Genomic DNA, 23,131 nt, shown 5'->3' with positions numbered 1-23,131 from the left:
TTCGGAGAAAAAGGCGGTCTGTCGGGGGGGGGGAGAGAAAAAAGGGGAGAACGAAAACACCCCAAGGGGATGGGGCCCCCCGGGGGAGTCTTCGGGGGGCGCACCGTCATGTGCGTGTGCGGGAGGTCCCGCCGACCGGCACTCAGTGCTCGTCGGCCAGGATCAGGTAGAGCTTCTTGCGGGCGTCGTTGATGACGGCGAGGGCCTTCTCCCGCTGCGCGGGAGTACCGGTCTTGAAGACCTGGCCGTAGGCCTCCATCAGACCGAATCCGGCCGTCCGGACCTCGTTCAGCGCCTCGAAGTCGAAGCCGCGGCCGGCCTCTTCCCAGGGGGCGTCCGGGCCGGACTCGGCCTCGGTGCGGCCGGCGTCGGTGAGCGTGAACAGCTTCTTGCCGCCCTCGCTCTCGCTGGTGATGAGGCCCTCGTCCTCCAAGAGCTGCAGGGTCGGGTAGACCGACCCCGGGCTGGGCTTCCACGCCCCGCCGCTGCGCTCGCCGATCTCCTGGATCATCTCGTAGCCGTGCATGGGCCGGTCGGTGAGCAGCGCCAGGATCGAGGCGCGCACATCACCCCGCCGGGCCCGCCCGCGCGGTCCGCCGCGCCCGCCGCGCCCACCGAAGGGCCCGCCGCCGAAGGGCGGCCCGAACGGCCCGAAGGCGGCGCGCCGCCCCTGGAACTCCTCCCGACGGTCCGGCCCGCAGTGGCCGTGACCCCGTCCGTGCTCATGTCCGTGGTCGTGTCCGTGCTGTCCGTGTGAACGCATGACTGCGCTCCTTTCGTCATTCGGTTTCTCGTTGTCGCTGTTGCGATGCCTCCACTATCGCTGACCCATCGCGATGCGTCAACGATATATCGGAAACTCTCTCAACGAACACCCTCACCAGACCCGACGGTCCATGCGGAGGCCGCTCCGGCGTCGCGGTCCGGCCGCGCCTGGCGGGTGAGGTCGCCAAGCGGGCCGGCGTGGACGGCGGCCAGGGCCAGGGCGAGCCGTGCGGCCGGCGCGATCGCCGCGTCGAGGGCGGCACGGACCTCGTCGCCGAGCCGCTGCGGACTCACGGAGGGGATTACGGGTTGGCTCCGACGGGTTTCGTCACCACGCGGGCGATGCCATCCGCCCGCTCATGGAGTGCAGCCTCCGAGCCGGGTCAGGACCGGCCCGACCGAGTCAGCGGGAATCAGTCGCTTCGTCCTCGGCCGGGCCGGGGGCGGCCATACTGTCGGCGGCCTGGCCCGCGGCTCGTTCCGCGCGGAGTTCTTCGGCGACGTCGTAGGCCCGGCCCGGATCGTAGACGGTGACCGAAGTGCCAGGGCTGTACATCGCGTTTACCCGGGGCGTGTACCGATGGCTTTCGACGCCGCGTTGGGCGGCCATGCCGTCGACCTCGCCGACGGGTACCCGCCACAGCTCGGCGGTGTGGGGCCGGGTCCACCACCCGTCCGGACGCAGGAAGTCTCGCTTGACCTCCGTCTGACGCTCAACCGCCACCTACACCTGGCCGAGTTGCTCGGTCAACCAGGCGGTCAGCGCCTGTGCGTCGACCCGAGAGAGCGGTGCGGACCTCGCCGGTTCGCACTCCACCGTCTCGCTGCGGGTGTGCAACACCACCTTGATCGAATGTCGCTGTCCCAGACCGAGTCGCTCGATGACGACGACTCGCTGCAGATCAGCCGTCGCCATGGTCGACGAACGCATAAAGCGGGCGATCACGACCTGGGCCGGCGTTCCCAGGGGGCGGAGCTCGACCCACCGCACCGTCAGGGAGACCGTGACGTACATCATGGCCACGGTGAGCACGATCACTGCGACCACGTGAGCGCCGGCAGGACCCAGAAGCTGCCCCAGAAGAGTGAGTTCCCCGAGACCACGGCGGCCACCAGAGCGGCCAGCGCACAACTTCCGCAAGCGGGCCGGGATGCCGAGTCTCCATGACTCAAAGGCAGGAGCCTGCAAAGGAGTTCGTAAGGCCACAGCGAGCCGCACCTTCTCGAGGATGGGAACCACAGGCGACAGCGCGTCATGACCAACCTTCGGTGAGACGGGACATCAGCAGGTCCTCGGCGGCCCGGGCACCGCCGGTGCAGTTGGTCGCTAGGCTCACGCCATGTCTAACGATCCCGGCTTCACCTGCTCATGCTGCGGCGACCACCACGCAGAGCTCCCCATGACCTACTCGGCCATGGCCCCCGATGCCTGGGAACCCGGCTTCGAGAACGATCCGGCGAGCATGCTGTCGTCCGACCAGTGCGTGATCAAGGGCCAGCACTTCTTCATCAGGGGTCTGATCGAGATACCCGTGATCGGCAGCGAGGACGTCTTCTCGTGGGGCGTCTGGGTCTCCCTGAGCAAGGAGAACTTCGCCCGTGCTCTTGAGATCTGGAACACGGAGGGCCGCGAGGCGGAGAAGCCGTACTTCGGCTGGCTCAGCACCGATCTCGCGCTCTGCTCGGAGAGCACCACCGACTTGAAGACCAACGCCCACACGCGGCCGGTCGGCAAGAGGCCGCTCATCGAGCTGGAGCCCACCGACCACCCGCTCGCCGTCGAACAGCGCACCGGAATCACGCTGGACCGCGTGCGCGAGATCGCCATGGCTGTACTGCACCCGGCGTCATCGCCGGCATCGATCAAGGGAGAGGCAGCCGGGCACACGGGCTGATGACGATGACTGATGGCTGATAGCTGATAGCTGATAGCAGTCCAGTCATCCCGGATTGGCCTTTGCGGGCGGCTCTGCCGCGTCCCTACGGTCGATGACATGCGCATCCGAATCGTCGACGCCTTCACCGACCGCCCCTTCGGCGGCAACCCCGCCGGGGTCCTGCTCCTCGAAGGCGGGTTCCCCCCGGACGCCTGGCTCCAGCAGGTCGCCGCCGAGGTCAACCTCTCCGAGACCGCCTTCGCCCACCCGCTCCCGCCCGGCGGCGAGGCGGACTGGGCGCTGCGCTGGTTCACCCCGACCGCCGAGGTCGACATGTGCGGCCACGCGACCCTGGCCACCGCCCACGTCCTGGCCGCCGACGGCCTGGCGGCCGGGACGGTCCGCTTCGCGGCGCGCTGCGGAATCCTGAAGGTCACGGCCGACGGGGACGGGACCCTCGTCATGGACTTCCCGACCTCCTCCCTGACCGAGGTCGAGCCGGAGGCCGCCGTGGAGCGCGCGCTGGGCGCCACGGCCAAGTCGGTCCACGACACCTCCGAGCACATCGGGGACCTCGTGGTGGAGCTGGCCGACGAGCGGACCGTACGGGAACTCACCCCGGACCATGCCGCCCTGCGCAGCTACTCCCGGCGCGGGATCATCGTGACCGCGGCGGCCGAGGACCCCTCCCGCGGCTACGACTTCGTCTCGCGCGGCTTCTTCCCGGCCGTCGGCATCGACGAGGACCCGGTGACCGGCAGCGCGCACACCGCGCTGGCCCCCTTCTGGGCGGGGCGGCTGGGCCGCACCGAGCTGGTCGGCCTCCAGGGCGGAGCCCGCACCGGCCTCGTCCAGGTCCGGCTGCAGGGCGACCGTACGCTGCTGATCGGGCGCGCGGTCACGGTCGTCGACGGCGAGCTGCTCAGCGCACCGTAGGCGTCCGGGCGCTTGGCCTACGCGGTGGGGTCCTACGGGGGCTACGGGCTGGGGTCCTACGGGGTGGGCAGCCAGCCCACCTTGCCCGCCAGCAGGGCGTACCCGCCGAAGGCCACGATGTCGAGCAGTGCGTGCGCGACGACCAGCGGCCCCACGCGGCCCCAGCGCCGGTAGGCGAGGACGAAGACCACGCCCATCACCACGTTGCCGATGAATCCGCCGATGCCCTGGTAGAGGTGGTACGAGCCGCGCAGCACGGAGCTGGCCATCAGCGCGGCCATCGGCGACCAGCCGAGCTGGTCGAGCCGGCGCAGCAGGTAGGCCAGCACGATGACCTCCTCCACCACGGAGTTCTGCACCGCGGAGAGGATCAGCACGGGGAACTTCCACCACACATCGGGCAGCGCCTCCGGCACCACGGTGAGGTTGAAGCCGGTGGCCCGCGCCCCCAGGTAGAAGGCCAGTCCCGCGCTGCCGATGCCGGCGGCGACGAGCGCGCCCCGGCCCAGGTCCCACCAGGGCCGGGTGCGGTCGAAGCCCAGCACCTTCAGCCCGGGCGCGCCCTCGCGGGTCAGCAGGTGCGCGACGAGCAGGACGGGTACGAGGGCGCTCGCGATGCCGAACAGCTGCCAGGCCAGGTCCAGCCAGGGCCGCCCGGGGGCGTACGAGCCGTTGAGCGTGGCGGCCTGGTCCTTGAGCCCGCCCGGCTTGGTCAGCGAGCCGATGAAGCTGATCAGCGCCGAGACGCCGCTCGCCCCCAGGGACAGCGCGAGCACGAGCAGCGTCTCGGAGCGCAGCATCCTGCGCTCCTTCGAGCCCTCGCCGAGTTCGAGCTCCCCGACCACCGGTTCCGGCTCCGTGCGCACGCCCGTCTCCCGTCCCGCCACCGCCGTGACATCCCGGCGGCGACATCTCGCGGAGCGTCCCGCCCCGATCACCCCATACTGCCTCCTCCACGGGGCAAAGGGATCACAGGGCGGGACCAGGCGGGACCGGGCGGAACCGGGAATCAGTCCGGGATCAGCCCGGAATCAACCCGCGGCCGCCGGTCCGGCCGTCGCGGTACCACCCCCCAGACCCACCGGCCAGGTGTGCACGGGGTCGCCGTGGTGACTGAGCTCGCTGTAGCGGCGCGTGGTCGCGGCCAGCGCCGCATCCCGCTCCAGCCCGTCCGCGAGCGCCCGGTGGTACGTGTCCACCTGCCAGGTGGCTCCGTTGACCCGGCGCCGGCACCGCTCCTCGATGATGCCGAGGTAGTGGTCCCGGTCGGCGGGCTCGATGCCCCACGCGTCCAGTCCGGCGGCCGCCATGGGCAGCAGCTCCTCCAGCACCAGCCGGACCGCGGGCACACTGGCCAGTCCCCCGCCCCGGCCCCGGCGCGGCCAGCGCAGCCGGGCGTCGATGCCGTAGCGGCACGCCGCGTCGAAGTTGGCCTCCGCCTCCGCGAAGGGCAGCCGGCTCCACACCGGGCGCTGCTCGTCCGCGAGCGTCCGTACGAGCCCGTAGTAGAAGGCCGCGTTGGCGACGACGTCGGCCACCGTCGGCCCCGCGGGCAGGACCCTGTTCTCCACGCGCAGGTGCGGCACCCCGTCGGCGACCCCGTAGACGGGCCGGTTCCAGCGGTAGACGGTGCCGTTGTGCAGCACCAGCTCCTGCAGGCTCGGCACCCCTCCCTCGGCGAGCACCCGCAGCGGCTCCTCCTCGTCGCAGATCGGCAGCAGCGCCGGGAAGTAGCGGACGTTCTCGGCGAAGAGTTCGTACGCCGAGTCCACCCACCGCTCGCCGAACCAGGTGCGCGGGCGCACCCCCTGTGCCTGGAGCTCGGGCGGCCGGGTGTCGGTGGCCTGCTGGAAGAGCGGCGGCCGCGACTCCCGCCACAGCTCCCGCCCGAACAGGAAGGGCGAGTTGGCGCCGACGGCTATCTGTACGGCCGCCACGGCCTGGGCCGCGTTCCACACGTCCGCGAACCGGGCCGGGGTCACCTGCAGGTGCAGTTGTACGGAGGTGCAGGCGGCCTCGGGAACGATCGACCCGGAGGTCCAGGTCAGCCGCTCGACCCCGTCGATGTCGAGCACGAAGTCCTCGCCCCGCATCATCAGGATCTGCTCGTTGAGCAGGGAGTAGCGGTCCACCGCCGAGAGGTTGGCGGTGACCAGGTCGGTGCGGGAGATCGTCGGCAGGATTCCGATCATGACCACACCGGCGCCGACCTCCTGAGCCTGCCGGTGGGCATAGCCGAGACCCGCGCTCAGTTCCTCGGCGAGCTGGTCGAATACCCGGCCGCCGAGCCGGTGCGGGAGGACGTTCACCTCCAGGTTGAACATTCCCAGTTCGGTCTGGAAATCGTTGCTCGCAATACGCTCGAGGACCTGCGCATTCACCATTCTCGGCAACCCGTCGGCACCTGCGAGATTCAACTCGATCTCCAGCCCCATCATGTTCTTGGGGCGATCGAACCTCTTCTCCTCCAGAAGTCGCTCCAGTACCTCCAGGCACTCGTGCAGCTTCCTCCGGTACCGTTGCCGATCGGACAGGTCGAATCCGCCCGCCACGACCTTCTCCCCCATCGGAGCGTCCCTCCTCGACTGGGCCCGCCGGCGTGGAATGGATCCGCCGTCCGGGCGCGCGTTACGGTCGATGATGCCCCGGCGGCGTGATCGATAACGCGGAAGGGGCGTGACTGGCGGGGAGCGCGCGCCGGTTTGGCCGACAGGCGCTTTGGCACATTCACCTGGCAAGGACCCTTGCGCAAATACAGCGTAGACCTTGCCGGTTATCGATAACCGACGCTTTTCAGCCGAGCCCTCATCCGGTAACCTCCGAGGTCAGCGCGGAACTTTTGCGTGCTCCCGGCATGAATGCCACGTCAGCGGGACCGGTAAGCGCCTTGTCGGCAATAGGCGGGACAGCTAGCCGAAACACTACGTGAACACATGTCAGATAAACTCCGCATGCGAGGCAGAGAGTTGGCGCGCGGCCATTGCCCCTCAGCCCCCCTCTGACCCCAGAATGCGACAGCGCCGTCCGCACCCCGCACCCGCCCCGTTCCACAGGTCTCCCAAGTGAGAGGCGACCCACCATGCCGCTGCACGTCCCTCCGGCTCCCGCGCCCGCCCTGCGCTGCGTCCTCGCGGCCCTCGGTTCCCCCACCGCCGTCCACGAGGCGCACACTCCGGCCCTGCGCGCCCTCCAGGGACCGATGACCGCCGAACTGCCTCTGCCCGTCCACGTCCTGGACCGGCTGCACGTCTCCGGCCTGGCCGCCGGCGGCAGGCCGCCGCGCACCCGGCTGACCGGCTGGCGGTTCCTGATCCGCAACGGGGACCGCTACGTCGCGGCGGCCGACACCCGGCTGACCCCCGACGGGTGGGCCTTCTCCCACTTCTTCGAGGGCCCCTACGTCGCCGCCACCGAACGCGCCCTGCGCCAGGCCGAATCGCTCGGCAAGAACTACCAGCCGCGGCTGCTGTCCGTACCGGAGCTGTACATGCTGACCCTGTGGCTGCACGGATCGGTGGGCACCGACGCCTCCGCCGGACTGCCCGCCGCCGCCGACCTCCTGGTCCCGCTGGCGCCCGCCCCGCCCGGCATCGCCGCCTACCGGCCGCATCCCGTCTCCGAACTGCTGCCCGTACTGACCCATCGGCTCACGCCGACGGCTCCCCCGGTCCCGCCCTCCATGGCCGCGCCGGCCGCCTGATCCGGCCCCTGGCCGGTTCTGCCCATTCGGCCTAGCCCACTCGGGCCCCCAGCGAACCATCCGAAATGACAGGGGAGTTGACCTGAACCGCCCGCACGGGTGATGCGTCATCAATCTATGAGGACAGCTGCCGGGAAATCCCTGCGGACCCGGTGCCGTGGGGGAACACTGGGGACCCTGACCGAGCCAAATCGTTGATACGGGGGGCGGCCATGACCAACGCATCGAGCCGCAGCACACAGACCACACCGCAGCGAAAGAACGCATCCATGTGCCAGCACAAGCCAGCATGCCCGACCGCCGACTCCGCCGACCGGGAGGCCGCGCACCCCGTGGCCGTTCACCCGGAACAGGGCTGGAGCCTGCTGTGCAACGGCGTCCTGCTGTTCGAGGACACCGGTGAGCTGCTGCCGGACGGCCAGATCATCGCCCCGCACCGCGTGCTCGCGGCGACGCAGGTGATGAAGGCGGCCTAGCCGACGACGCGAACGAAAGGGGCCGGCCCAGGAGCGAACTCCCGGACCGGCCCCTTCGTCACGTCACTTCGTCACGCCACCGGATCAGTTGTCGTACTCGTCCAGCGGCGGGCAGGAGCACACCAGGTTCCGGTCGCCGAAGGCACCGTCGATGCGGCGCACCGGCGGCCAGTACTTCTCCGCGGCCGACACCCCGCCCGGGAAGACGGCCTCGTCGCGGGTGTACGGGTGGTTCCACTCGCCGCCCAGCGCCGCCGCCGTGTGCGGGGAGTTGGCCAGCGGGTTGTCGTCCACCGGCCACTCGCCGCCCGCGACCCGCTCGATCTCGGCGCGGATGGCGATCATCGCGTCGCAGAAACGGTCGATCTCGGCGAGGTCCTCGGACTCCGTCGGCTCGATCATGAGCGTGCCGGCGACCGGGAAGGACATGGTCGGCGCGTGGAACCCGTAGTCGATCAGGCGCTTGGCGATGTCGTCGATGCTCACGCCCGTCGCCTTCGACAGGGGGCGCATGTCGATGATGCACTCGTGCGCGACCAGGTTGCCCGGGCCGGTGTAGAGCACCGGGTAGTGCGGCTCCAGGCGCTTGGCGATGTAGTTGGCGCCGAGCACCGCCACCTGGGTGGCGCGCTTGAGGCCCTCGCCGCCCATCAGGCGCACGTACGACCAGGAGATCGGCAGAATGCCCGCCGAGCCCCACGGAGCGGCCGAGATCGGGCCGACGCCCGTCTCCGGACCGGCGGTCGGCTGCAGCGGGTGGTTGGGCAGGTACGGGGCCAGGTGCGCCCGGACACCGACCGGGCCGACGCCCGGGCCGCCGCCGCCGTGCGGGATGCAGAAGGTCTTGTGCAGGTTCAGGTGCGAGACGTCGCCGCCGAAGTGACCCGGCTTGGCCAGGCCCACCAGGGCGTTGAGGTTGGCACCGTCCACGTAGACCTGGCCGCCGGCGTCGTGCACCTGGGCGCAGATGTCGGCGACGTGCTCCTCGAACACACCGTGCGTGGAGGGGTACGTGATCATCAGCACGGCGAGCTCGTCGCGGTACTGCTCGATCTTGGCGCGCAGGTCGTCCGCGTCCACCTCGCCGTCGTCGGCGGTCTTGACCACGACCACCTTCATGCCGGCCATCACGGCGCTCGCGGCGTTGGTGCCGTGCGCGGAGGACGGGATGAGACAGACGGTGCGCTGCTCGTTGCCGTTCGCCCGGTGGTAGGCGCGGACGGCCAGCAGGCCGGCGAGCTCACCCTGGGAGCCGGCGTTCGGCTGAATGGAGACCTTGTCGTAGCCGGTGACCTCGCAGAGACGTTCCTCCAGCTCGGTGATGAGCGTGAGGTACCCCTCGGCCTGCTCGACCGGGGCGAACGGGTGCAACTGGCCGAATTCCGGCCAGGTGACCGACTCCATTTCGGTGGTCGCGTTGAGCTTCATGGTGCAGGAGCCCAGCGGGATCATGCCGCGGTCCAGCGCGTAGTCCTTGTCCGAGAGCTTGCGCAGGTAGCGCAGCATCGCCGTCTCGGACCGGTGCTGGTGGAAGACCGGGTGGGTCAGGTACGCGTCCGCGCGCAGCAGCCCCTCGGGAAGCGCGTCGGCCGTGGTGGCGTCGAGCGCCTCCAGGTCGGCGGTGACCCCGAAGGCCGCCCACACCGCTTCGACGTCGGCGCGCAGGGTGGTCTCGTCACAGGCGGCGGAGACCAGGTCGGCGTCGACCTGGTAGAGGTTGACCCCGCCCTCGCGGGCCGCGGACACGACCTCGGCGGCCCGGCCCGGGACCCGCGCGGTGATGGTGTCGAAGTAGGCGCCGTGCACGACCTCGACCCCGCCGGCCGTCAGACCGGCGGCGAGCAGGGCAGCGTAGCGGTGGGTGCGGCGGGCGATCGTCCGCAGCCCGTCCGGGCCGTGGTAGACGGCGTACATGCCGGCCATGACGGCGAGGAGCACCTGCGCGGTGCAGATGTTGCTGGTGGCCTTCTCGCGGCGGATGTGCTGCTCACGGGTCTGCAGCGCCAGACGGTAGGCCTTGTTGCCGTCCGCGTCCACGGAGACGCCGACGAGGCGGCCGGGCAGCGAGCGGGCGTGCTTGGCCTGGACGGCCATGTAGCCGGCGTGCGGTCCGCCGAAGCCCATCGGGACGCCGAAGCGCTGGGTGGTGCCGACCGCGATGTCCGCGCCCAGCTCACCCGGGGAGGTCAGCAGGGTCAGGGCGAGCAGGTCCGCGGAGACGGCGACGATCGCGCCGAGCGCGTGCGCCTGCTCGATGACCGGCTTGATCTCCCGCACGGCGCCGGAGGCACCCGGGTACTGCACGAGCACGCCGTAGACGCCGCGCTCGGCGATCTCGGCCGGAATCCCCTCGGACAGGTCCGCGACGACGACCTCGATGCCGATCGGCTCGGCACGGGTCTGGATCACCGCGATGGTCTGCGGCAGCGCGTCGGCGTCGACGAGGAAGACGTTGCCCTTGGCCTTGCCCACGCGGCGGGCCAGGGTCATGGCCTCGGCGGCCGCGGTGCCCTCGTCGAGCAGGGAGGCACCGGAGGTCGGCAGGCCGGTCAGCTCGGCGACGACGGTCTGGAAGTTCAGCAGGGCCTCGAGGCGGCCCTGGGAGATCTCCGGCTGGTAGGGCGTGTACGCCGTGTACCAGGACGGGTTCTCCATGACGTTGCGCAGGATCACCGGCGGCGTGAAGGTGCCGTAGTAACCCAGCCCGATCATGGACGAGAGGACCTGGTTGCGGTCGGCGAGCTGACGCAGCTCGGCGAGCACCTCGGCCTCGGTCCGCGCCTCGGGCAGGTTCAGCGCGGCAGTGGTCTTGATCACATCCGGCACCGCGGCGGCGGTGAGCTCGTCGAGGGAGCCGTAGCCCACCTGAGCGAGCATCTTCGCCTGCGCCTCGGCATCCGGGCCGATGTGGCGCTGCTCGAAGGGGATGCCTCGCTCCAGCTGGGAGAGCGAAATGCGGTTGGCGGTCATGTACGGAGGCCTCCTGGTCGTACGACCTGCGAGGGGCACCACGGCGCGGGCACCCGGACGGCCTCCCCCTCTGTCATCACAACCTGAGAGCTTCACCGGGCCGCGCGGGGATCGCCCACGAGATCCGGCTTTCACCGTCGGTGAGGAGAGGGACCGGCACTGCGCGCCCGGTACCCACACCTGCTTTCCAGAGTGGCCTCACCACGTGCGGTACGTATGCCTGAGAGATTCCGGGGAGGATTTGCTCCTTCGGCGCCTCCGTCTCACTCACTCGGAGGACTCTCCCGCACAGGGTCAACAGCCGTCACCCAGCCTACCAGCGAGGATCTGGGCACCTCCCTCGAGTGGCCCCCTCTCCGGAAATGCACTTTTGTAGTGCTTACGGAGGATTTACGCCCAAATGGAGGGACCGGACCGTGCAGACCGACATCGATCCCCGCAGCCTGATCGGCCGCAAGGCGTTCGACCGCAATGGCACCAAGATCGGCACCGTCGACGAGGTCTACCTCGACGACGCCACGGGCGTCCCGGAATGGGCCGCCGTACGCACCGGACTCTTCAGCCGGGACGCCTTCGTCCCGCTGGAGCCCAGCGAGATGGTGGGCGACACCCTGCGCGTGCCCTTCGAACGCTCCCTCATCAAGGACGCCCCCGACTTCGGAGTCGGCCGCCACCTCTCCCCCGAACAGGAGCTGCAGCTCTACCACCACTACGGCCTGGACCTGGCCCTCCCGTCCGACTTCCAGCACGACTTCGGCCACAAATCCCCCGACACCCCCTGACCCCCACACCCGCTGCCCACCCGACCACCCACCGGCAGACAACGCGCTCCAGCCGCGCCCACGACAGCGGCGACCGCCACCCGACGCACACCGGCCCCCGGCCACCGGGCAGCGGGCAGCGGGCAGCGGGCAGCGGGCAGCGGGCAGCGGGCAGCGGGCAGCGGGCAGCGGGCAGCGGGTACTCAATGCCCTCACGGGGCAGCCGCCACCCAGCAGCGCGCGTACGCGCAGCACCCGGTGATACCCGACGGGTCGGCATTAGGCAGCGGAGATCCCGCCCCGGGCACCAGCACCAGGCAGCGGCTGGCTGCCCAGCCCCCACGCCCCTGGCCCCAGAGCTCTCGCTGCAGGGCGCAGCGGCTGGAGGCGGGCGCCGGGGACGGCACAGGGACACCGCCAACCCCGGCCCGGCGGCCCCGGCACCTCCCCACAGGCAGCGGATTGCAGGCACTCGACACCTCTCACGGCGCCCGGCCGGCCGATAGCAGGCAGCGGGGACCTTGCGAGGCAGCGGCTTGCTGCCCGGCCCCCAGGCCCCTGACCCGGGGCTCTCGCTCCGGGGGCGCGGTGGCTGAACGCGGGGCGCCGGGGACAGCACAGGGACGCCCCCGGCCCGGGCCCGGGCCCAGCAGTCCCGGCAGCGGCAGCGGCAGCGGCAGCGGCAGCGGCAGCGGCAGCGGCAGCGGCAGCGGCAGCGGCAGCGGCAGCGGCAGCGGCAGCGGCAGCGGCAAACAGTCCCCGGGCACACCCGGACACCCAGCCCGGCCCAGCCAGGCCAGGCCAGGCCAGGCCAGGCCAGGCCAGGCCAGGCCAGGCGCGGCGCGGCGCGGCGCGGCGAGACAGCGTGGCCCCGCAGCCGGCCTCACTCCAGAGCCGTCGAGCCCCCGACCCCCACGACCCGGTCCCCGACCAGCGGCATCGGATCGGACGGCTCCAGCTCGGGGTCGTCCACCAGGAACGTCCGCACCCGCCCCGGCTCGGATCCGGGCTGCTCGAACCGTACGGTCACCCGCCCGACCCCACTGCCCTGCACCCACCCGGGCCCGTACTCCGCATGCCGCACATCGCTCCCGGCCGCCCACCGCCGCTCAACCACACCGTCGACACCGCCCGCACCCCCGAGCGCCGGCGCAGCCCCCTGCCCCTGCACGGCCCCCTGCGCCGGCCCGGCGACCTCCCCCTGCCCGTGCCCAGCCCCCCGCCCCTGACCCTGCTGGGAGACCTGATCCTGCCCAGCAGCCTCAAGCTGCCCTGCCCCAGCCCCCTGGCTCTGCCCTTGGTCCAGCTCATGCCCGGCAGCCTGACTCTGCCCGGCGCCCACGTCCGGCCCCGCCCCGGCGGCGAGGGCGTCAGCGGCCCCGCCCCGGCCCTGCCCGGCACCCTCGTCCGGCCCGGGCCGGGGCCCCCGCTCGGCACCCTCGCCCAGGGCCGGCCCCGGTACCTCCGGCCCCCCGCCGGCGTCGGCAGCCTGCCGCCCCGCCCCCGCGGCAACAGCAAGGGCATCCCCCTCGCCCCCGGAAGCGGCGCCGCCGCCACCCACCTCCGCCCGCGCAGCCATCGCGTCGGCGAAGGCGAACAGGTCCTCCTGCGTGTAGTCCGCCAGCCCCGTCACCCCCACCCCCAGCAGCCGCACCCCGCCCGTGGTGTCCACGGCCTCCAGCAGCCGCGCCGCCGCCTCCCGCACCACCGCGGGGTCGTCCGTGGGCCCGCGCAGGGTCTCGGAGCGGGTCAGCGTGGAGAAGTCGTACCGCCGAACCTTGAGCACGATGGTCCGCCCCGAGTGCCCCGACCCGCGCAGCCGCTCCACGCACCGGTCGGAGAGCCGGTGCACCTCGTTGCGGATCCGCACCCGGTCGTGCAGGTCCACGTCGAAGGTGTCCTCCACCGACACGGACTTCGCATCGCGCTCGGCGACCACCGGCCTCTCGTCCACTCCGAACGCCATCCGGTACAGCCCGACCCCGTGCGAGCGCCCCACCATCCGGACCAGTTCGTCCTCGCCGGCCTCCGCCAGCTCCCCCACCGTGGTGATCCCGGCCCTCCGCAGGTGCTCCCCCGTGGCCGGCCCCACCCCGGGCAGGGTCCGTACCGACATGGGTGCGAGGTGCGCCCGCTCCGTGCCGACCTCGATCAGCAGCAGCCCGGCCGGCTTGGCTTCCTCGGAGGCGACTTTGGCGAGCATCTTGGACCCCGCGAGCCCCACCGACCCGCTCAGCCCGGTCGCGGCGGCGATGTCGGCCCTCAGCCGCTCGCCAACGGCCCGCGCGGTCTCCGCGTCGAAGGCGACGCCGCCCGCCTCGAGGTCCACGAAGGCCTCGTCCAGGCTGAGCGGCTCCACGAGGGGGGACAGCTCCCGGAGCATCGCCATGACCGTGTCGCTGACCTCGCGGTACAGGCTGAAGCGCGGAACCAGGCACGCGCCGTTCGGACAGAGCCTCCGCGCCTGGGCCATCGGCATGGCCGAATGCACACCGAACCGCCTGGCCTCGTAGGAGGCGGTGGCCACGACCCCGCGCGGCCCGAGCCCGCCGACGATGACGGCCTTGCCGCGCAGGCTCGGCTTCGACGCCTGCTCCACGGAGGCGTAGAAGGCGTCCATGTCCAGGTGCAGGATGGTCGGCGCGGCTCTCACAGCCCCGATGCTGCCCTACACCACTGACAATCGGCCCGCACCCGAGCCAGGCGAGCCGGACGGACCACCCGGCCCGTCCCCCCAGCCCTCGCGCCTTCGCGCCCGCGCTCCGCCTCAGCCCTCGCGCTCCGCCTCAGACGGCCCGGTTCCTCCGGGCGGCCAGCTCATCGGCCGGGTTGTGCCCGACCACCGTCTCGCCCGTGTCCACGCGCTCCCCGTGCAGCTGCGACAGCGCGTTCTCGACATCGCGCCAGACCACGCCCACGGCGATGCCGAAGACTCCCTGGCCGCCCTGGAGCAGGCTGACGACCTGATCCGGCGAGGTGCACTCGTACACGGTGGCGCCGTCGCTCATCAGCGTCATCCGCTCCAGGTCCGAGAAACCGCGGTCACGCAGGTGCTGCACGGCGGTGCGGATGTTCTGCAACGCCACCCCGGTGTCCAGGAAGCGCTTCACGATCTTGAGGACGACCACGTCCCGGAAGCTGTAGAGGCGCTGCGTCCCCGACCCGTAGGCGGGACGCACCGTGGGCTCCACCAGCCCGGTCCGTGCCCAGTAGTCGAGCTGCCGGTACGTGATGCCGGCCGCGGCACACGCCGTCGGCCCTCGGTATCCGACCTGCTCGGGTGCGGACTCGCCGCCCTGGGGCCCCACCGGCCCCATCGAACCGACCGGCGCGGGCTCCGGCTGACGGCGCGCGGAGTTCACCGCACCACCGTGCAGCGGGTACGGCCCACCGTCACTCCGTGCGGGGATGCCCCCGGTCATACCGTCGCCCGTGACTCTCACGCCGACCCTCCGTCCTTGACCTGCCACCTTGAAGGTAGGCAGTCACCAGGGGTGCGTCAACGATCGCCACACTCGGCACGCCGAGTGATAATCACCCTGAGAGTGGTTTCCCGTACCCCATTGCGGGGAAAGGCTACTCGAATGGGCTGAAATATCCGGGAGGACGGCGCGACCCGCGCCTCACTGCGGGCCGGTACCGAAGTCCTCTGGCGAGATCTGGTCGAGGAACTCGCGGAACTTCTCCACCTCGTCCTCCTGCTCGTCCGGGATCGCGATTCCGGCGTCGTCGAGCACGCCGTCGCTGCCGTAGATCGGCGTCCCGGTCCGCAGGGCGAGCGCTATGGCGTCGGAGGGCCGCGCGCTCACCTCGACTCCGCTGGCGAAGACCAGCTCCGCGTAGAAAACGCCCTCCCGCAGATCCGTGATGCGGACTTCGGTGAGCTCCTCGCCGATCGCTTCCAGCACGTCCTTGAAAAGGTCGTGTGTCAGCGGCCGGGCAGGGGCCATGCCCTGCTGCGCGAAGGCAATGGCGGTCGCCTCCCCTGGTCCGATCCAGATGGGGAGGTACCGGTCGCCTCCCACTTCACGCAGGAGCACGATCGGTTGGTTCGAGGGCATTTCCACCCGGACACCCACAACGTCGAGCTCGTTCACACAGCAACCCTAGGACCTGCCCGGCAGGTTTGGGTAGTCGGGCTCCCCCAAGCCTGCCCCGAAGCCCCGGCGAAGTCACCCGAAGTCGTCCCGAAAACCCCTCCGGATCAGTGCAGCCGTCAGTGCAGCCGCACGCCGAGAGCTGTTTGTACGAGGGCCTCGTGCAGCCGTACGGAGAGCCCCGCGAGCTCCTTCAGGGTGGCCTCGGCATGGGCCCTGGTCTGCGGATTGCGATGTCGGCGCAGCGGCGAGACGACCTGCTCCACCAAACCGGCCTCCCGGTCGGCGGCGGCCTTCATCGCCCGCAGGTGGCGCGGCTCCAGACCGAATCGGCCGAGATCGGCCACCAGACGGGCCACGGTGACGGCCTCGGCGTCGAAACCGCCGCCGGGCGCCTCCGCGATGAGCCCGTAGGACTCCCACTCCACGAGCTGGACCTCGTCCACCTCCGCGGCGGCGATCAGCTCGGCCCGGCCCACCCGGGCCACGGTCGGCCGCTCCCGGCCCACCTCGCCGTAGAGGGCGACGGGGCTCGAGGGGTCGACGGACTCCCCGTGCGCCGTGGGCGCCGGGATACGGATCTGCTCACCCCGCGCGAGCGCGTCGAGCTGCTCGCGGATGACCTTCAACGGAAGGTAGTGGTCGCGCTGGAGCCGCAGGACGTGGGCGAGACGCTCCACGTCGTCGGTGCTGAACTTGCGATATCCGGAAGGTGTGCGCCGGGGCTCGACGAGCCCTTCCGCCTCCAGGAAACGGATCTTCGAGATCGTGACTTCGGGGAACTCGTCACGCAGCATCGTGAGCACCGTTCCGATGCTCACCAGCCGCACGCCCGAGGAGGCGGCGGTGGCGGTGCCGCTCTTGGCGGCACCGCCTGCCGGGATACGCAGCATGGGACCTTCCCTTGAAGGGTCAGTGCCCCCGCAGGCTCGCGTAGAAGACCAGCCGGTACTTGCCGATCTGCACCTCGTCGCCGTTGTGCAGGGCGACGGAGTCGATCGGTTCACGGTTCACGTACGTGCCGTTGAGGCTGCCGACGTCGGAGACGGTGAAACCGTCGTGGCTCCTGCGGAACTCGACATGGCGCCGGGAGACGGTGACGTCGTCCAGGAAGATGTCGCTCTGCGGGTGCCGGCCGGCGGTCGTCAGCTCGCCGTCCAGGAGGAACCGGCTGCCGGAGTTGGGGCCGCGCCGCACGATCAGCAGGGCGGAACCCGGGGGCAGCGCTTCCACCGCGGCCTGGGCCTCGGGGGACAGCGAGGACGACACGTGCGTCTGTCCCGACACCTCGGCCTCGTAGGCCTCCAGGCCCGAGATCGAGATGGTGGACGTGGTCTCCGAGGCACGCTCCGGCGTCAGACCCGCCCGCAGCGGCGCCCCGCAGTTGGAGCAGAACCGGCTCGCCGCATCGCTGCGGTGCCCGCACCTGCTGCAAATCTGCTCGGCCGACATGGACGGCTCCTCGCGCCGCGGCTGCCCCGCGGAGGCATTGGTGGCATACGGGTCGGGGGCAAACCCTCCACCCGTACTTGAGGTTGATGGTTCACCGAAACCTATGCGTCCGGTACCGGCAGGGTCAACAGTCGACGCGCCGTGTGCGCCCGAAATGTCACCCGCTCCGGCGACCTCGTCGCGGAAGAGCGGCCGGTCGCCCTGCCCTTCCACGTCTCCGTGCCCCGCGCGGTGCCTCGCCGCACCGCTTTCCTCGCGGTTCTTCTTGCCGAACAACTTCTCAAACAACTTCACGGGCGATTCCCCTTGACCGAAACAGACCCGCCCGTGGGGCAGGACGAACTCCGAATGCAACACCTGCCGACCCGGACATACTTACAACGTCCGTAACCATCAGACAGTTTCCACCACGCACCGCGACTTCGGTGCGTCGACCCCCCGCAGGCATTCGCCCGCGTGAGCCGGTCTCCCGCACCTCCCGCATCACGACGATGACGACCGAGCGTAGTCAGGCTGCTTCGCAGCCCGCAAGGCATCCACAACGATCTTCGCCGGACGTGTGACGGTGACGACCGCCTGCTCCTTCTCCAGCGACTGGACGACGCCACCGGGAATGTTGAGCGCCGGCTCCAGATCCTGCGGCTTGCCGATCACCTTGAACTCATAGGGCTGTGTGATCTTCTTACCGTCGATCGCGACCCCGTCCTCCTCGTCCGAGAAGTACGAGTCCGCCACGATCCGCACCCCGTTGATCTGGATCGCCTCGGCCCCGGCCGCCCGCAGCTCCTGGAGGGTGTCCAGCAGCTTGTCCGACTGCACCTGGCCCTTGGGGTCCGTGATCTTCAGCACGATCCCCGGCCCTTGCGCGGCCACCGTACCGGCCAGGATCCCGAGTTGGCGTTCCTTCTCCACAGTCTGCTTCCGGGCCTCCTCGGCCTGGTTGGAACTGCTCTCGAGCTCCCGACGCTGGTCGTCGAGCGTCTGCTTCTCGTCCTCCAGCCGCTTGGTCCGCCCGTCGAGCTCGTCGAGGATCCGTACGAGGTCCTCCTGACGGGCTCCGCGCAGTGCGCTGGAGTCGCTGTTCGACCGTACCTGGATGGCCAGACCGAGCCCCAGGACGAACAGCAGCACCGCGACGATCAGTTGGGCACGGCTCACCCGCGGCGGCCACAGACCGGCCGCCAGCCGCTGCCGGCCGGTCTGCTCGGGCCCGCTCTCCCCGGTCCCGTTCGGCGCGTACCCGGTCGGCGCGTCTGCGCTCTCCTCCCGGCCCCGCTCCTCGGCCACGGGCCCGGCCGGCGGTTCCAGCGGAGGCTGTGCCTTCGGCCGCTGTGCCGCGGCCCCGGGGTCCTCGGGCGGGGTGTCGTTCGTACTCATCGGCCTCACGCCCGGAACACGTGCCGGCGGATGGCCGCGGCGTTGGAGAAGATGCGGATGCCGAGGACGACGACCACACCCGTGGACAGCTGCGAGCCGACCCCCAGCTTGTCGCCGAGGAAGACGATCAGCGCCGCCACGACCACGTTCGACAGGAACGACACCACGAAGACCTTGTCCACGAAGATGCCGTCCAGCATCGCGCGCAGGCCTCCGAACACCGCGTCCAGCGCCGCGACCACGGCGATCGGCAGATAAGGCTCCACCACGGCCGGCACTTCGGGCCGGACGAGAAGTCCGACCACCACTCCGACCACGAGGCCCAGTACCGCGATCACGATGCACCCTTCTGCTGCTCTGCTGCTGTAGCCGTACGTACGGTCAGGCTCGACGCGGCCGGAAGACGCACCTCGGCCTCGGACGACAAGGAGTAGCGGATGCCGTAGTTCTCCTGCAGCACGTGCAGGTACTGGCCGTCCGCGGAGTCCTGGAACGCGGTCCCGAGGCGCTTCTTGTCGCCGATCGCCAGCACTTCGTACGGCGGCACCAGCGGCCTGTTGTCGACCAGTATCGCGTCACCCGCGGCCCGGATCGCCGAGAGGGACGTCAGCCGCTGCCCGTTGATCGAGATCGCTTCCGCCCCCGACTGCCACAGCCCGTTGACGATCTTCTGCATATCGCGGTCGCGGAGCCGCCCGGTGTCCGAGAATCCGGCGCTCTCGCGCGGATTGGAGCCGTTTCCGGTCGTCGAGCCCTTCGCGTCGTCCACGGTCAGCTTGATCCCGGGCCCGTGCACCTCGGTGGCCCCGGACAGCAGCGCCACGAGCTGGCCCTGTTCGCCGCCGTGCTGCTTGAGCGCCTCGCGCTGCCGGGCGGCGACGGTGTCCCGCAGCCCCTCGATGTCCCGCTCCAGACCGTCCGCGTGCGCGTCGGCCCGCTCGACCCGGTCGATGAGTTCCTGACGCTCCTTGGCCAGCACCGGCGCGGTCGCCCGCGCCTGCGCGGCACCCAGGGTGACGACCATGGCGGCGAGCACCAGCCCGGCGGCGAGACCCAGTTTGGCCTTCAGGGTCCGCGGCAGGCCGGACGTGCCCTCGGCCTCGCGCCGGGCCGAAGCCTCCGCGTAGCCCTCGTCGAGGGAGTGGTCCATCACGTGCGTCAGCAGCGACATGGAAGCGTCCGGCCGCGCCGGAGGTGCCGAACTGCGGTTGTGGGGCGGCTGCGACATGCCGCACATCGTCGCATGTCGGCGCCGCTCCCACCGAATGCGGACGCCCGGTGGACGGGACGGGACCTTCGCCCCGCCCGCCCCACCGGACTTCCGGCCCTGCGCCGCCGCGTTCCGGCCTACGCCATCCCGTGCGGGGTACTCAGTGCCCGGCGCCGTCCACCACCGCTGCCCAGCCGTCCAGCAGCGCCTGCGCGGACTCGTCGTCGGGTCCCTCGGCCCACAGGTGGGTGACCGCCTCCGCGGGGTCCGGCAGCACCAGGGCCCACCGCCCGTCGGCCTCCACGACCCGCACCCCGTCGGTGGTGTCCACCTGCCGGTCCCCGGCCGCCTCCACGACCCGCCGCATGACGAGCCCCTTCACCGCCCACGGGGTCGGCACGTCCCGCTTGAGCACGTGCGCCCGCGGAATCCGGGCATCGATCTGGCTCAGCGTGAGCTGAGTCCGCGCCACCAGCCCGATCAACTGCACAAAGGCGGCCGACCCGTCGAAGACGCTGCTGAACTCCGGGACGATGAACCCGCCCCGCCCGTCGCCGCCGAAGATGGTGTTCTCCGCCCGGCCCACCCGGGTCAGATCGTCGGGCGAGGTCGTCGTCCACTCCACCTGGGTGCCGTGGTACGCCGCCACCTGCTCGGCGATCCGGGTCGTGGTCACGGGGAGCGCCACCTTGCCGCTGCGCTTCTCGGCAGCCACCAGGTCGAGCAGCACCAGCAGCGCCCGGTCGTCCTCGATGATCCGGCCGCGCTCGTCCACCAGGGAGATCCGCTCGCCCACCGGGTCGAAGCGCACTCCGAAGGCGGCCCGCGAGGACGCCACGATCTCGCCGAGCCGCACGAGCCCCGCACGGCGCGATTCGGCGGTCTCCGTGGGCCTGGTCTCGTCGAGCCCGGGATTGACGGTGAGCGCGTCCACCCCGAGCCGGCCCAGCAGGCTGGGCAGCACCAGCCCGGCGCTGCCGTTGGAGGCGTCCACGACCACCTTCAGCCCGGAGTCCGCGACCCCGGTGGTGTCCACGCGCCGCAGCAGCGAACCGGTGTAGGCGTCGAAGACGCTTCCCGGGAACTGCAGGTCGCCGATCTCGCCGGGGAACGCCCGGCGGTACTCCTGGCGCGCGTAGACCCGGTCGAGTTTGCGCTGCTGCTGAAGCGAGAGGTCGGCCCCCCGCTCGTCGAGGAACATGATGTCGACCGAGTCGGGCACTCCCGGCGAGGTCCGAAGCACGATCCCGCCGGCGCTGCCGCGCGCGGTCTGCTGCCGCGCCACGGGCAGCGGTACGTTCTCCAGGTCCCGGACGTTGATGGCGCTGGCCTGGAGCGCCGAGATCACGGCCCTCTTGAGCGCTCGCGCGCCTCGGGAGTGGTCGCGGGCGGTGGTGACCGTCGCGCCCTTCTTCAGGGTCGTCGCATAGGCACCGGCCAGCCGGACCACCAGCTCCGGGGTGATCTCCACATTCAGGATCCCGGTGACCCCGCGCGCGCCGAACAGATGTGCCTGCCCCCGGGACTCCCAGATGACCGAGGTGTTGACGAAGGCGCCCGCCTCGATCGTCTTGAAGGGGTAGACCCGGACGTTCCCCTGGATGATCGATTCCTCGCCGACGAGGCACTCGTCTCCGATGACGGCCCCGTCCTCGATCCGGGCGGCCCGCATGATGTCGGTGTTCTTGCCGATGACACAGCCGCGGAGGTTGCTGTGCGGCCCGATGTACACGTTGTCGTGCACGACGGCCTTGTGCAGGAACGCACCGCTCTTCACGACGACGTTCGATCCGATGACGGTGTGCTCGCGGATCTCCACGCCGGCCTCGACCTTGGCGTAGTCCCCGATGTACAGCGGTCCGCGGAGCACCGCGTCGGGGCTCACCTCGGCCCCTTCGGCGATCCACACGCCGGGGGAGATCTCGAAGCCGTCCATGTCGACCTGGACCTTGCCCTCGAGTACGTCGGCCTGGGCCTTGACGTAGCTCTCGTGGGTGCCGACGTCCTCCCAGTAGCCCTCGGCGACGTAGCCGTAGATGGGCCGGCCTTCCTTCATCAGCTGCGGGAAGACGTCGCCGGACCAGTCCACGGAGACGTCCGCGTCCACGTAGTCGAAGATCTCCGGCTCCATGACGTAGATGCCGGTGTTGATGGTGTCCGAGAACACCTGGCCCCAGGTCGGCTTCTCCAGGAAGCGCTCGACCTTGCCTTCCTCGTCCACGATGGTGATGCCGAACTCCAGCGGGTTCGGCACCCGGGTCAGGCACACGGTGACGAGCCCGCCCTTCTCCTTGTGGAAACGGATCAGGTCGGTCAGGTCGAAGTCGGTGAGCGCGTCGCCGGAGATGACGAGGAAGGTGTCGTCCTTCAGAGCCTCCTCGGCGTTCTTCACGCTGCCGGCGGTCCCGAGTGGCTTCTCCTCGTTGGCATAGGTGAGCTCCATTCCGAGCTCCTCGCCGTCACCGAAGTAGTTCCTGACGAGCGACGCCAGGAACTGCACGGTGACCACGGTTTCGTTGAGCCCATGCCGCTTGAGCAGCCTGAGCACGTGCTCCATGATCGGCCGGTTCGCCACCGGCAGGAGCGGCTTGGGCATGCTTGAGGTCATGGGGCGAAGCCGAGTGCCTTCGCCACCAGCCATCACGACGGCCTTCATGTCGGAAGAGTCCTCCTTGAGAGACGGCGTATCGCCGACCTCACCCGTCCCGGACGGTGACTGGACCACTCCCCCGCGTCAGTCAGGCGCCGAGCGAGCTCAATCGGCCGTGTTGTCCGCCTTCACGAGCCGGCGGACTTGTACCACGTAAAGGACTCCTGCCCACCAATAGAGGGTTGTACCCCATCCGGCGAACGCCCATCCGAAAACTGACCCCATCCAGGCCAACCAGCCCGTCCAGGTGCTCACCAGGAGGAAGGGGAACGCGTACATCAGGTTGAAGGTCGCGGCCTTGCCGAGGAAGTTGACCTGGGGCGGCGGATAGCCGTGCCGGCGCAGGATCCAGACCATGACCAGGAGCATCAGCTCGCGGGCGAGCAGCGCCCCGGTGAGCCAGAGCGGCAGAATCTCGCGGTACGTGAGACCGAAGAGGGTGGACAGGATGTAGAGCCGGTCCGCGGCGGGATCCAGCAGCCGGCCGAGGCTGCTGATCTGATTCCAGCGCCGGGCCAGCTTCCCGTCGAGGTAGTCGCTGATCCCGCTGAGCATGAGGACGGCAAGAGCCCAGCCATCGTGCTCGGCCAGGATCAGCCACAGGAACAGGGGTACGCCTGCGAGGCGAGCCATGCTCAGGATGTTCGGAATGGTGAAAATTCGGTCAGTCTGAACCCGAGTCTCCTGGACCTCCACCCGGGGGCCTCCACTGTGACTGTAGAAATGTCGAACGATGCCCCCTGACCCTACAGGAGCCCGTGGACCGGTCCGTAAACGCAGAAAAGCCCCGCACCGAACCCCATAAGAGGTTGGTGCGGGGCTTTCCCACAATGATTGTTCGGCGGCGTCCTACTCTCCCA

At 70.6% G+C, this 23,131-nt stretch carries 22 protein-coding genes and 1 riboswitch; of the genes, 5 read left to right on the top strand and 17 right to left on the bottom strand.

Translation table 11 applies throughout. The features are described from left to right. Positions 1–142 precede the first annotated feature (142 nt). The 4 genes from ACFWBW_RS24490 to ACFWBW_RS24475 all read right to left on the bottom strand — a co-directional run bounded on the left by ACFWBW_RS24490 (position 143) and on the right by ACFWBW_RS24475 (position 1,804). Positions 143–763, bottom strand: coding sequence for a PadR family transcriptional regulator (locus tag ACFWBW_RS24490; protein ID WP_385375981.1), 621 nt, complete (start codon positions 761–763; stop codon positions 143–145). Between the two features lie 101 nt (positions 764–864). After that, on the bottom strand, positions 865–1,059 hold the full coding sequence (locus ACFWBW_RS24485) for a hypothetical protein (RefSeq protein WP_385375978.1): 195 nt from the start codon (positions 1,057–1,059) through the stop codon (positions 865–867). Positions 1,060–1,168: 109 nt separating this feature from the next. Beyond that, the gene (locus ACFWBW_RS24480; RefSeq protein WP_385375975.1) at positions 1,169–1,489 is read right to left on the bottom strand and encodes a hypothetical protein; all 321 of its coding nucleotides are present in this window, start codon (positions 1,487–1,489) and stop codon (positions 1,169–1,171) included. After that, on the bottom strand, positions 1,490–1,804 hold the full coding sequence (locus ACFWBW_RS24475; RefSeq protein ID WP_385375972.1) for a hypothetical protein: 315 nt from the start codon (positions 1,802–1,804) through the stop codon (positions 1,490–1,492). Positions 1,805–2,105: 301 nt separating this feature from the next. Between ACFWBW_RS24475 and ACFWBW_RS24470 the strand changes: the two genes are divergently transcribed. Together ACFWBW_RS24470 and ACFWBW_RS24465 are read left to right on the top strand one after the other, a co-directional pair. After that, a complete protein-coding gene (locus ACFWBW_RS24470) occupies positions 2,106–2,660 on the top strand; it encodes a DUF2199 domain-containing protein (RefSeq protein ID WP_385375970.1) in 555 nt (184 codons plus the stop codon). 99 nt (positions 2,661–2,759) lie between these two features. Further along, positions 2,760–3,578 carry a PhzF family phenazine biosynthesis protein gene (locus ACFWBW_RS24465; RefSeq protein ID WP_385375967.1) on the top strand — a complete coding sequence of 273 codons (819 nt, stop codon included), beginning with the start codon at positions 2,760–2,762 and terminating at the stop codon, positions 3,576–3,578. 56 nt (positions 3,579–3,634) lie between these two features. On the opposite strand, the gene ACFWBW_RS24460 is transcribed toward ACFWBW_RS24465, so the two are convergent. Both ACFWBW_RS24460 and ACFWBW_RS24455 read right to left on the bottom strand, forming a co-directional pair. Continuing rightward, positions 3,635–4,378, bottom strand: a complete 744-nt coding sequence (locus ACFWBW_RS24460; protein ID WP_385376136.1) for a CPBP family intramembrane glutamic endopeptidase — start codon at positions 4,376–4,378, stop codon at positions 3,635–3,637. Positions 4,379–4,609: 231 nt separating this feature from the next. Then, a complete protein-coding gene (locus tag ACFWBW_RS24455; RefSeq protein ID WP_385375964.1) occupies positions 4,610–6,145 on the bottom strand; it encodes a glutamate-cysteine ligase family protein in 1,536 nt (511 codons plus the stop codon). 512 nt (positions 6,146–6,657) lie between these two features. Between ACFWBW_RS24455 and ACFWBW_RS24450 the strand changes: the two genes are divergently transcribed. Together ACFWBW_RS24450 and ACFWBW_RS24445 are read left to right on the top strand one after the other, a co-directional pair. Further along, positions 6,658–7,278, top strand: coding sequence for a hypothetical protein (locus tag ACFWBW_RS24450; RefSeq protein ID WP_385375961.1), 621 nt, complete (start codon positions 6,658–6,660; stop codon positions 7,276–7,278). Between the two features lie 269 nt (positions 7,279–7,547). After that, on the top strand, positions 7,548–7,754 hold the full coding sequence (locus tag ACFWBW_RS24445) for a DUF5999 family protein (protein ID WP_385375958.1): 207 nt from the start codon (positions 7,548–7,550) through the stop codon (positions 7,752–7,754). Between the two features lie 84 nt (positions 7,755–7,838). Here ACFWBW_RS24445 and gcvP read toward each other — a convergent pair whose 3' ends face one another. After that, entirely contained in the window at positions 7,839–10,724 is a 2,886-nt protein-coding gene (gene gcvP / locus ACFWBW_RS24440) for an aminomethyl-transferring glycine dehydrogenase (protein WP_385375955.1), read from the bottom strand. 198 nt (positions 10,725–10,922) lie between these two features. Then, positions 10,923–11,021: riboswitch (glycine riboswitch) on the bottom strand. A 119-nt stretch (positions 11,022–11,140) separates the two neighbouring features. Here gcvP and ACFWBW_RS24435 point away from each other — a divergent pair. Continuing rightward, the gene (locus ACFWBW_RS24435; protein WP_385375952.1) at positions 11,141–11,506 is read left to right on the top strand and encodes a PRC-barrel domain-containing protein; all 366 of its coding nucleotides are present in this window, start codon (positions 11,141–11,143) and stop codon (positions 11,504–11,506) included. Between the two features lie 862 nt (positions 11,507–12,368). On the opposite strand, the gene ACFWBW_RS24430 is transcribed toward ACFWBW_RS24435, so the two are convergent. The 10 genes from ACFWBW_RS24430 to ACFWBW_RS24385 form a co-directional block, all read right to left on the bottom strand. Further along, positions 12,369–14,138: a DNA polymerase IV gene (locus ACFWBW_RS24430; RefSeq protein ID WP_385375949.1), complete on the bottom strand. Its 1,770-nt coding sequence runs from the start codon at positions 14,136–14,138 to the stop codon at positions 12,369–12,371. A gap of 133 nt (positions 14,139–14,271) precedes the next feature. Beyond that, positions 14,272–14,928, bottom strand: a complete 657-nt coding sequence (locus ACFWBW_RS24425; protein WP_385375946.1) for a MerR family transcriptional regulator — start codon at positions 14,926–14,928, stop codon at positions 14,272–14,274. A 180-nt stretch (positions 14,929–15,108) separates the two neighbouring features. Beyond that, positions 15,109–15,582, bottom strand: coding sequence for a bifunctional nuclease family protein (locus ACFWBW_RS24420; protein ID WP_030009777.1), 474 nt, complete (start codon positions 15,580–15,582; stop codon positions 15,109–15,111). 119 nt (positions 15,583–15,701) lie between these two features. After that, positions 15,702–16,475, bottom strand: a complete 774-nt coding sequence (locus ACFWBW_RS24415; protein WP_385375943.1) for a MerR family transcriptional regulator — start codon at positions 16,473–16,475, stop codon at positions 15,702–15,704. A gap of 19 nt (positions 16,476–16,494) precedes the next feature. Continuing rightward, positions 16,495–17,034 (bottom strand): FHA domain-containing protein, encoded by a 540-nt coding sequence (locus tag ACFWBW_RS24410; protein WP_274547808.1) that lies wholly within the window; start codon positions 17,032–17,034, stop codon positions 16,495–16,497. A gap of 483 nt (positions 17,035–17,517) precedes the next feature. Further along, positions 17,518–18,411 carry a DUF881 domain-containing protein gene (locus ACFWBW_RS24405; protein WP_385375940.1) on the bottom strand — a complete coding sequence of 298 codons (894 nt, stop codon included), beginning with the start codon at positions 18,409–18,411 and terminating at the stop codon, positions 17,518–17,520. Positions 18,412–18,416: 5 nt separating this feature from the next. Beyond that, positions 18,417–18,749, bottom strand: coding sequence for a small basic family protein (locus ACFWBW_RS24400; RefSeq protein ID WP_112452698.1), 333 nt, complete (start codon positions 18,747–18,749; stop codon positions 18,417–18,419). Beyond that, on the bottom strand, positions 18,746–19,648 hold the full coding sequence (locus tag ACFWBW_RS24395; protein WP_385375937.1) for a DUF881 domain-containing protein: 903 nt from the start codon (positions 19,646–19,648) through the stop codon (positions 18,746–18,748). The genes ACFWBW_RS24400 and ACFWBW_RS24395 overlap by 4 nt, the downstream gene beginning before the upstream one ends. A gap of 133 nt (positions 19,649–19,781) precedes the next feature. Continuing rightward, positions 19,782–22,277, bottom strand: a complete 2,496-nt coding sequence (locus ACFWBW_RS24390; protein WP_385375934.1) for a sugar phosphate nucleotidyltransferase — start codon at positions 22,275–22,277, stop codon at positions 19,782–19,784. Between the two features lie 99 nt (positions 22,278–22,376). Continuing rightward, a complete protein-coding gene (locus ACFWBW_RS24385) occupies positions 22,377–22,967 on the bottom strand; it encodes a CDP-alcohol phosphatidyltransferase family protein (protein WP_385375932.1) in 591 nt (196 codons plus the stop codon). Positions 22,968–23,131: the final 164 nt, after the last annotated feature.

Origin of the sequence: Streptomyces sp. NPDC059957 (assembly GCF_042730015.1) — a bacterium.
Lineage (GTDB): Bacteria > Actinomycetota > Actinomycetes > Streptomycetales > Streptomycetaceae > Streptomyces.
The sequence above is the reverse complement of the archived record's forward strand: the minus strand, read 5'-3'. Positions and strand labels throughout refer to the sequence as shown.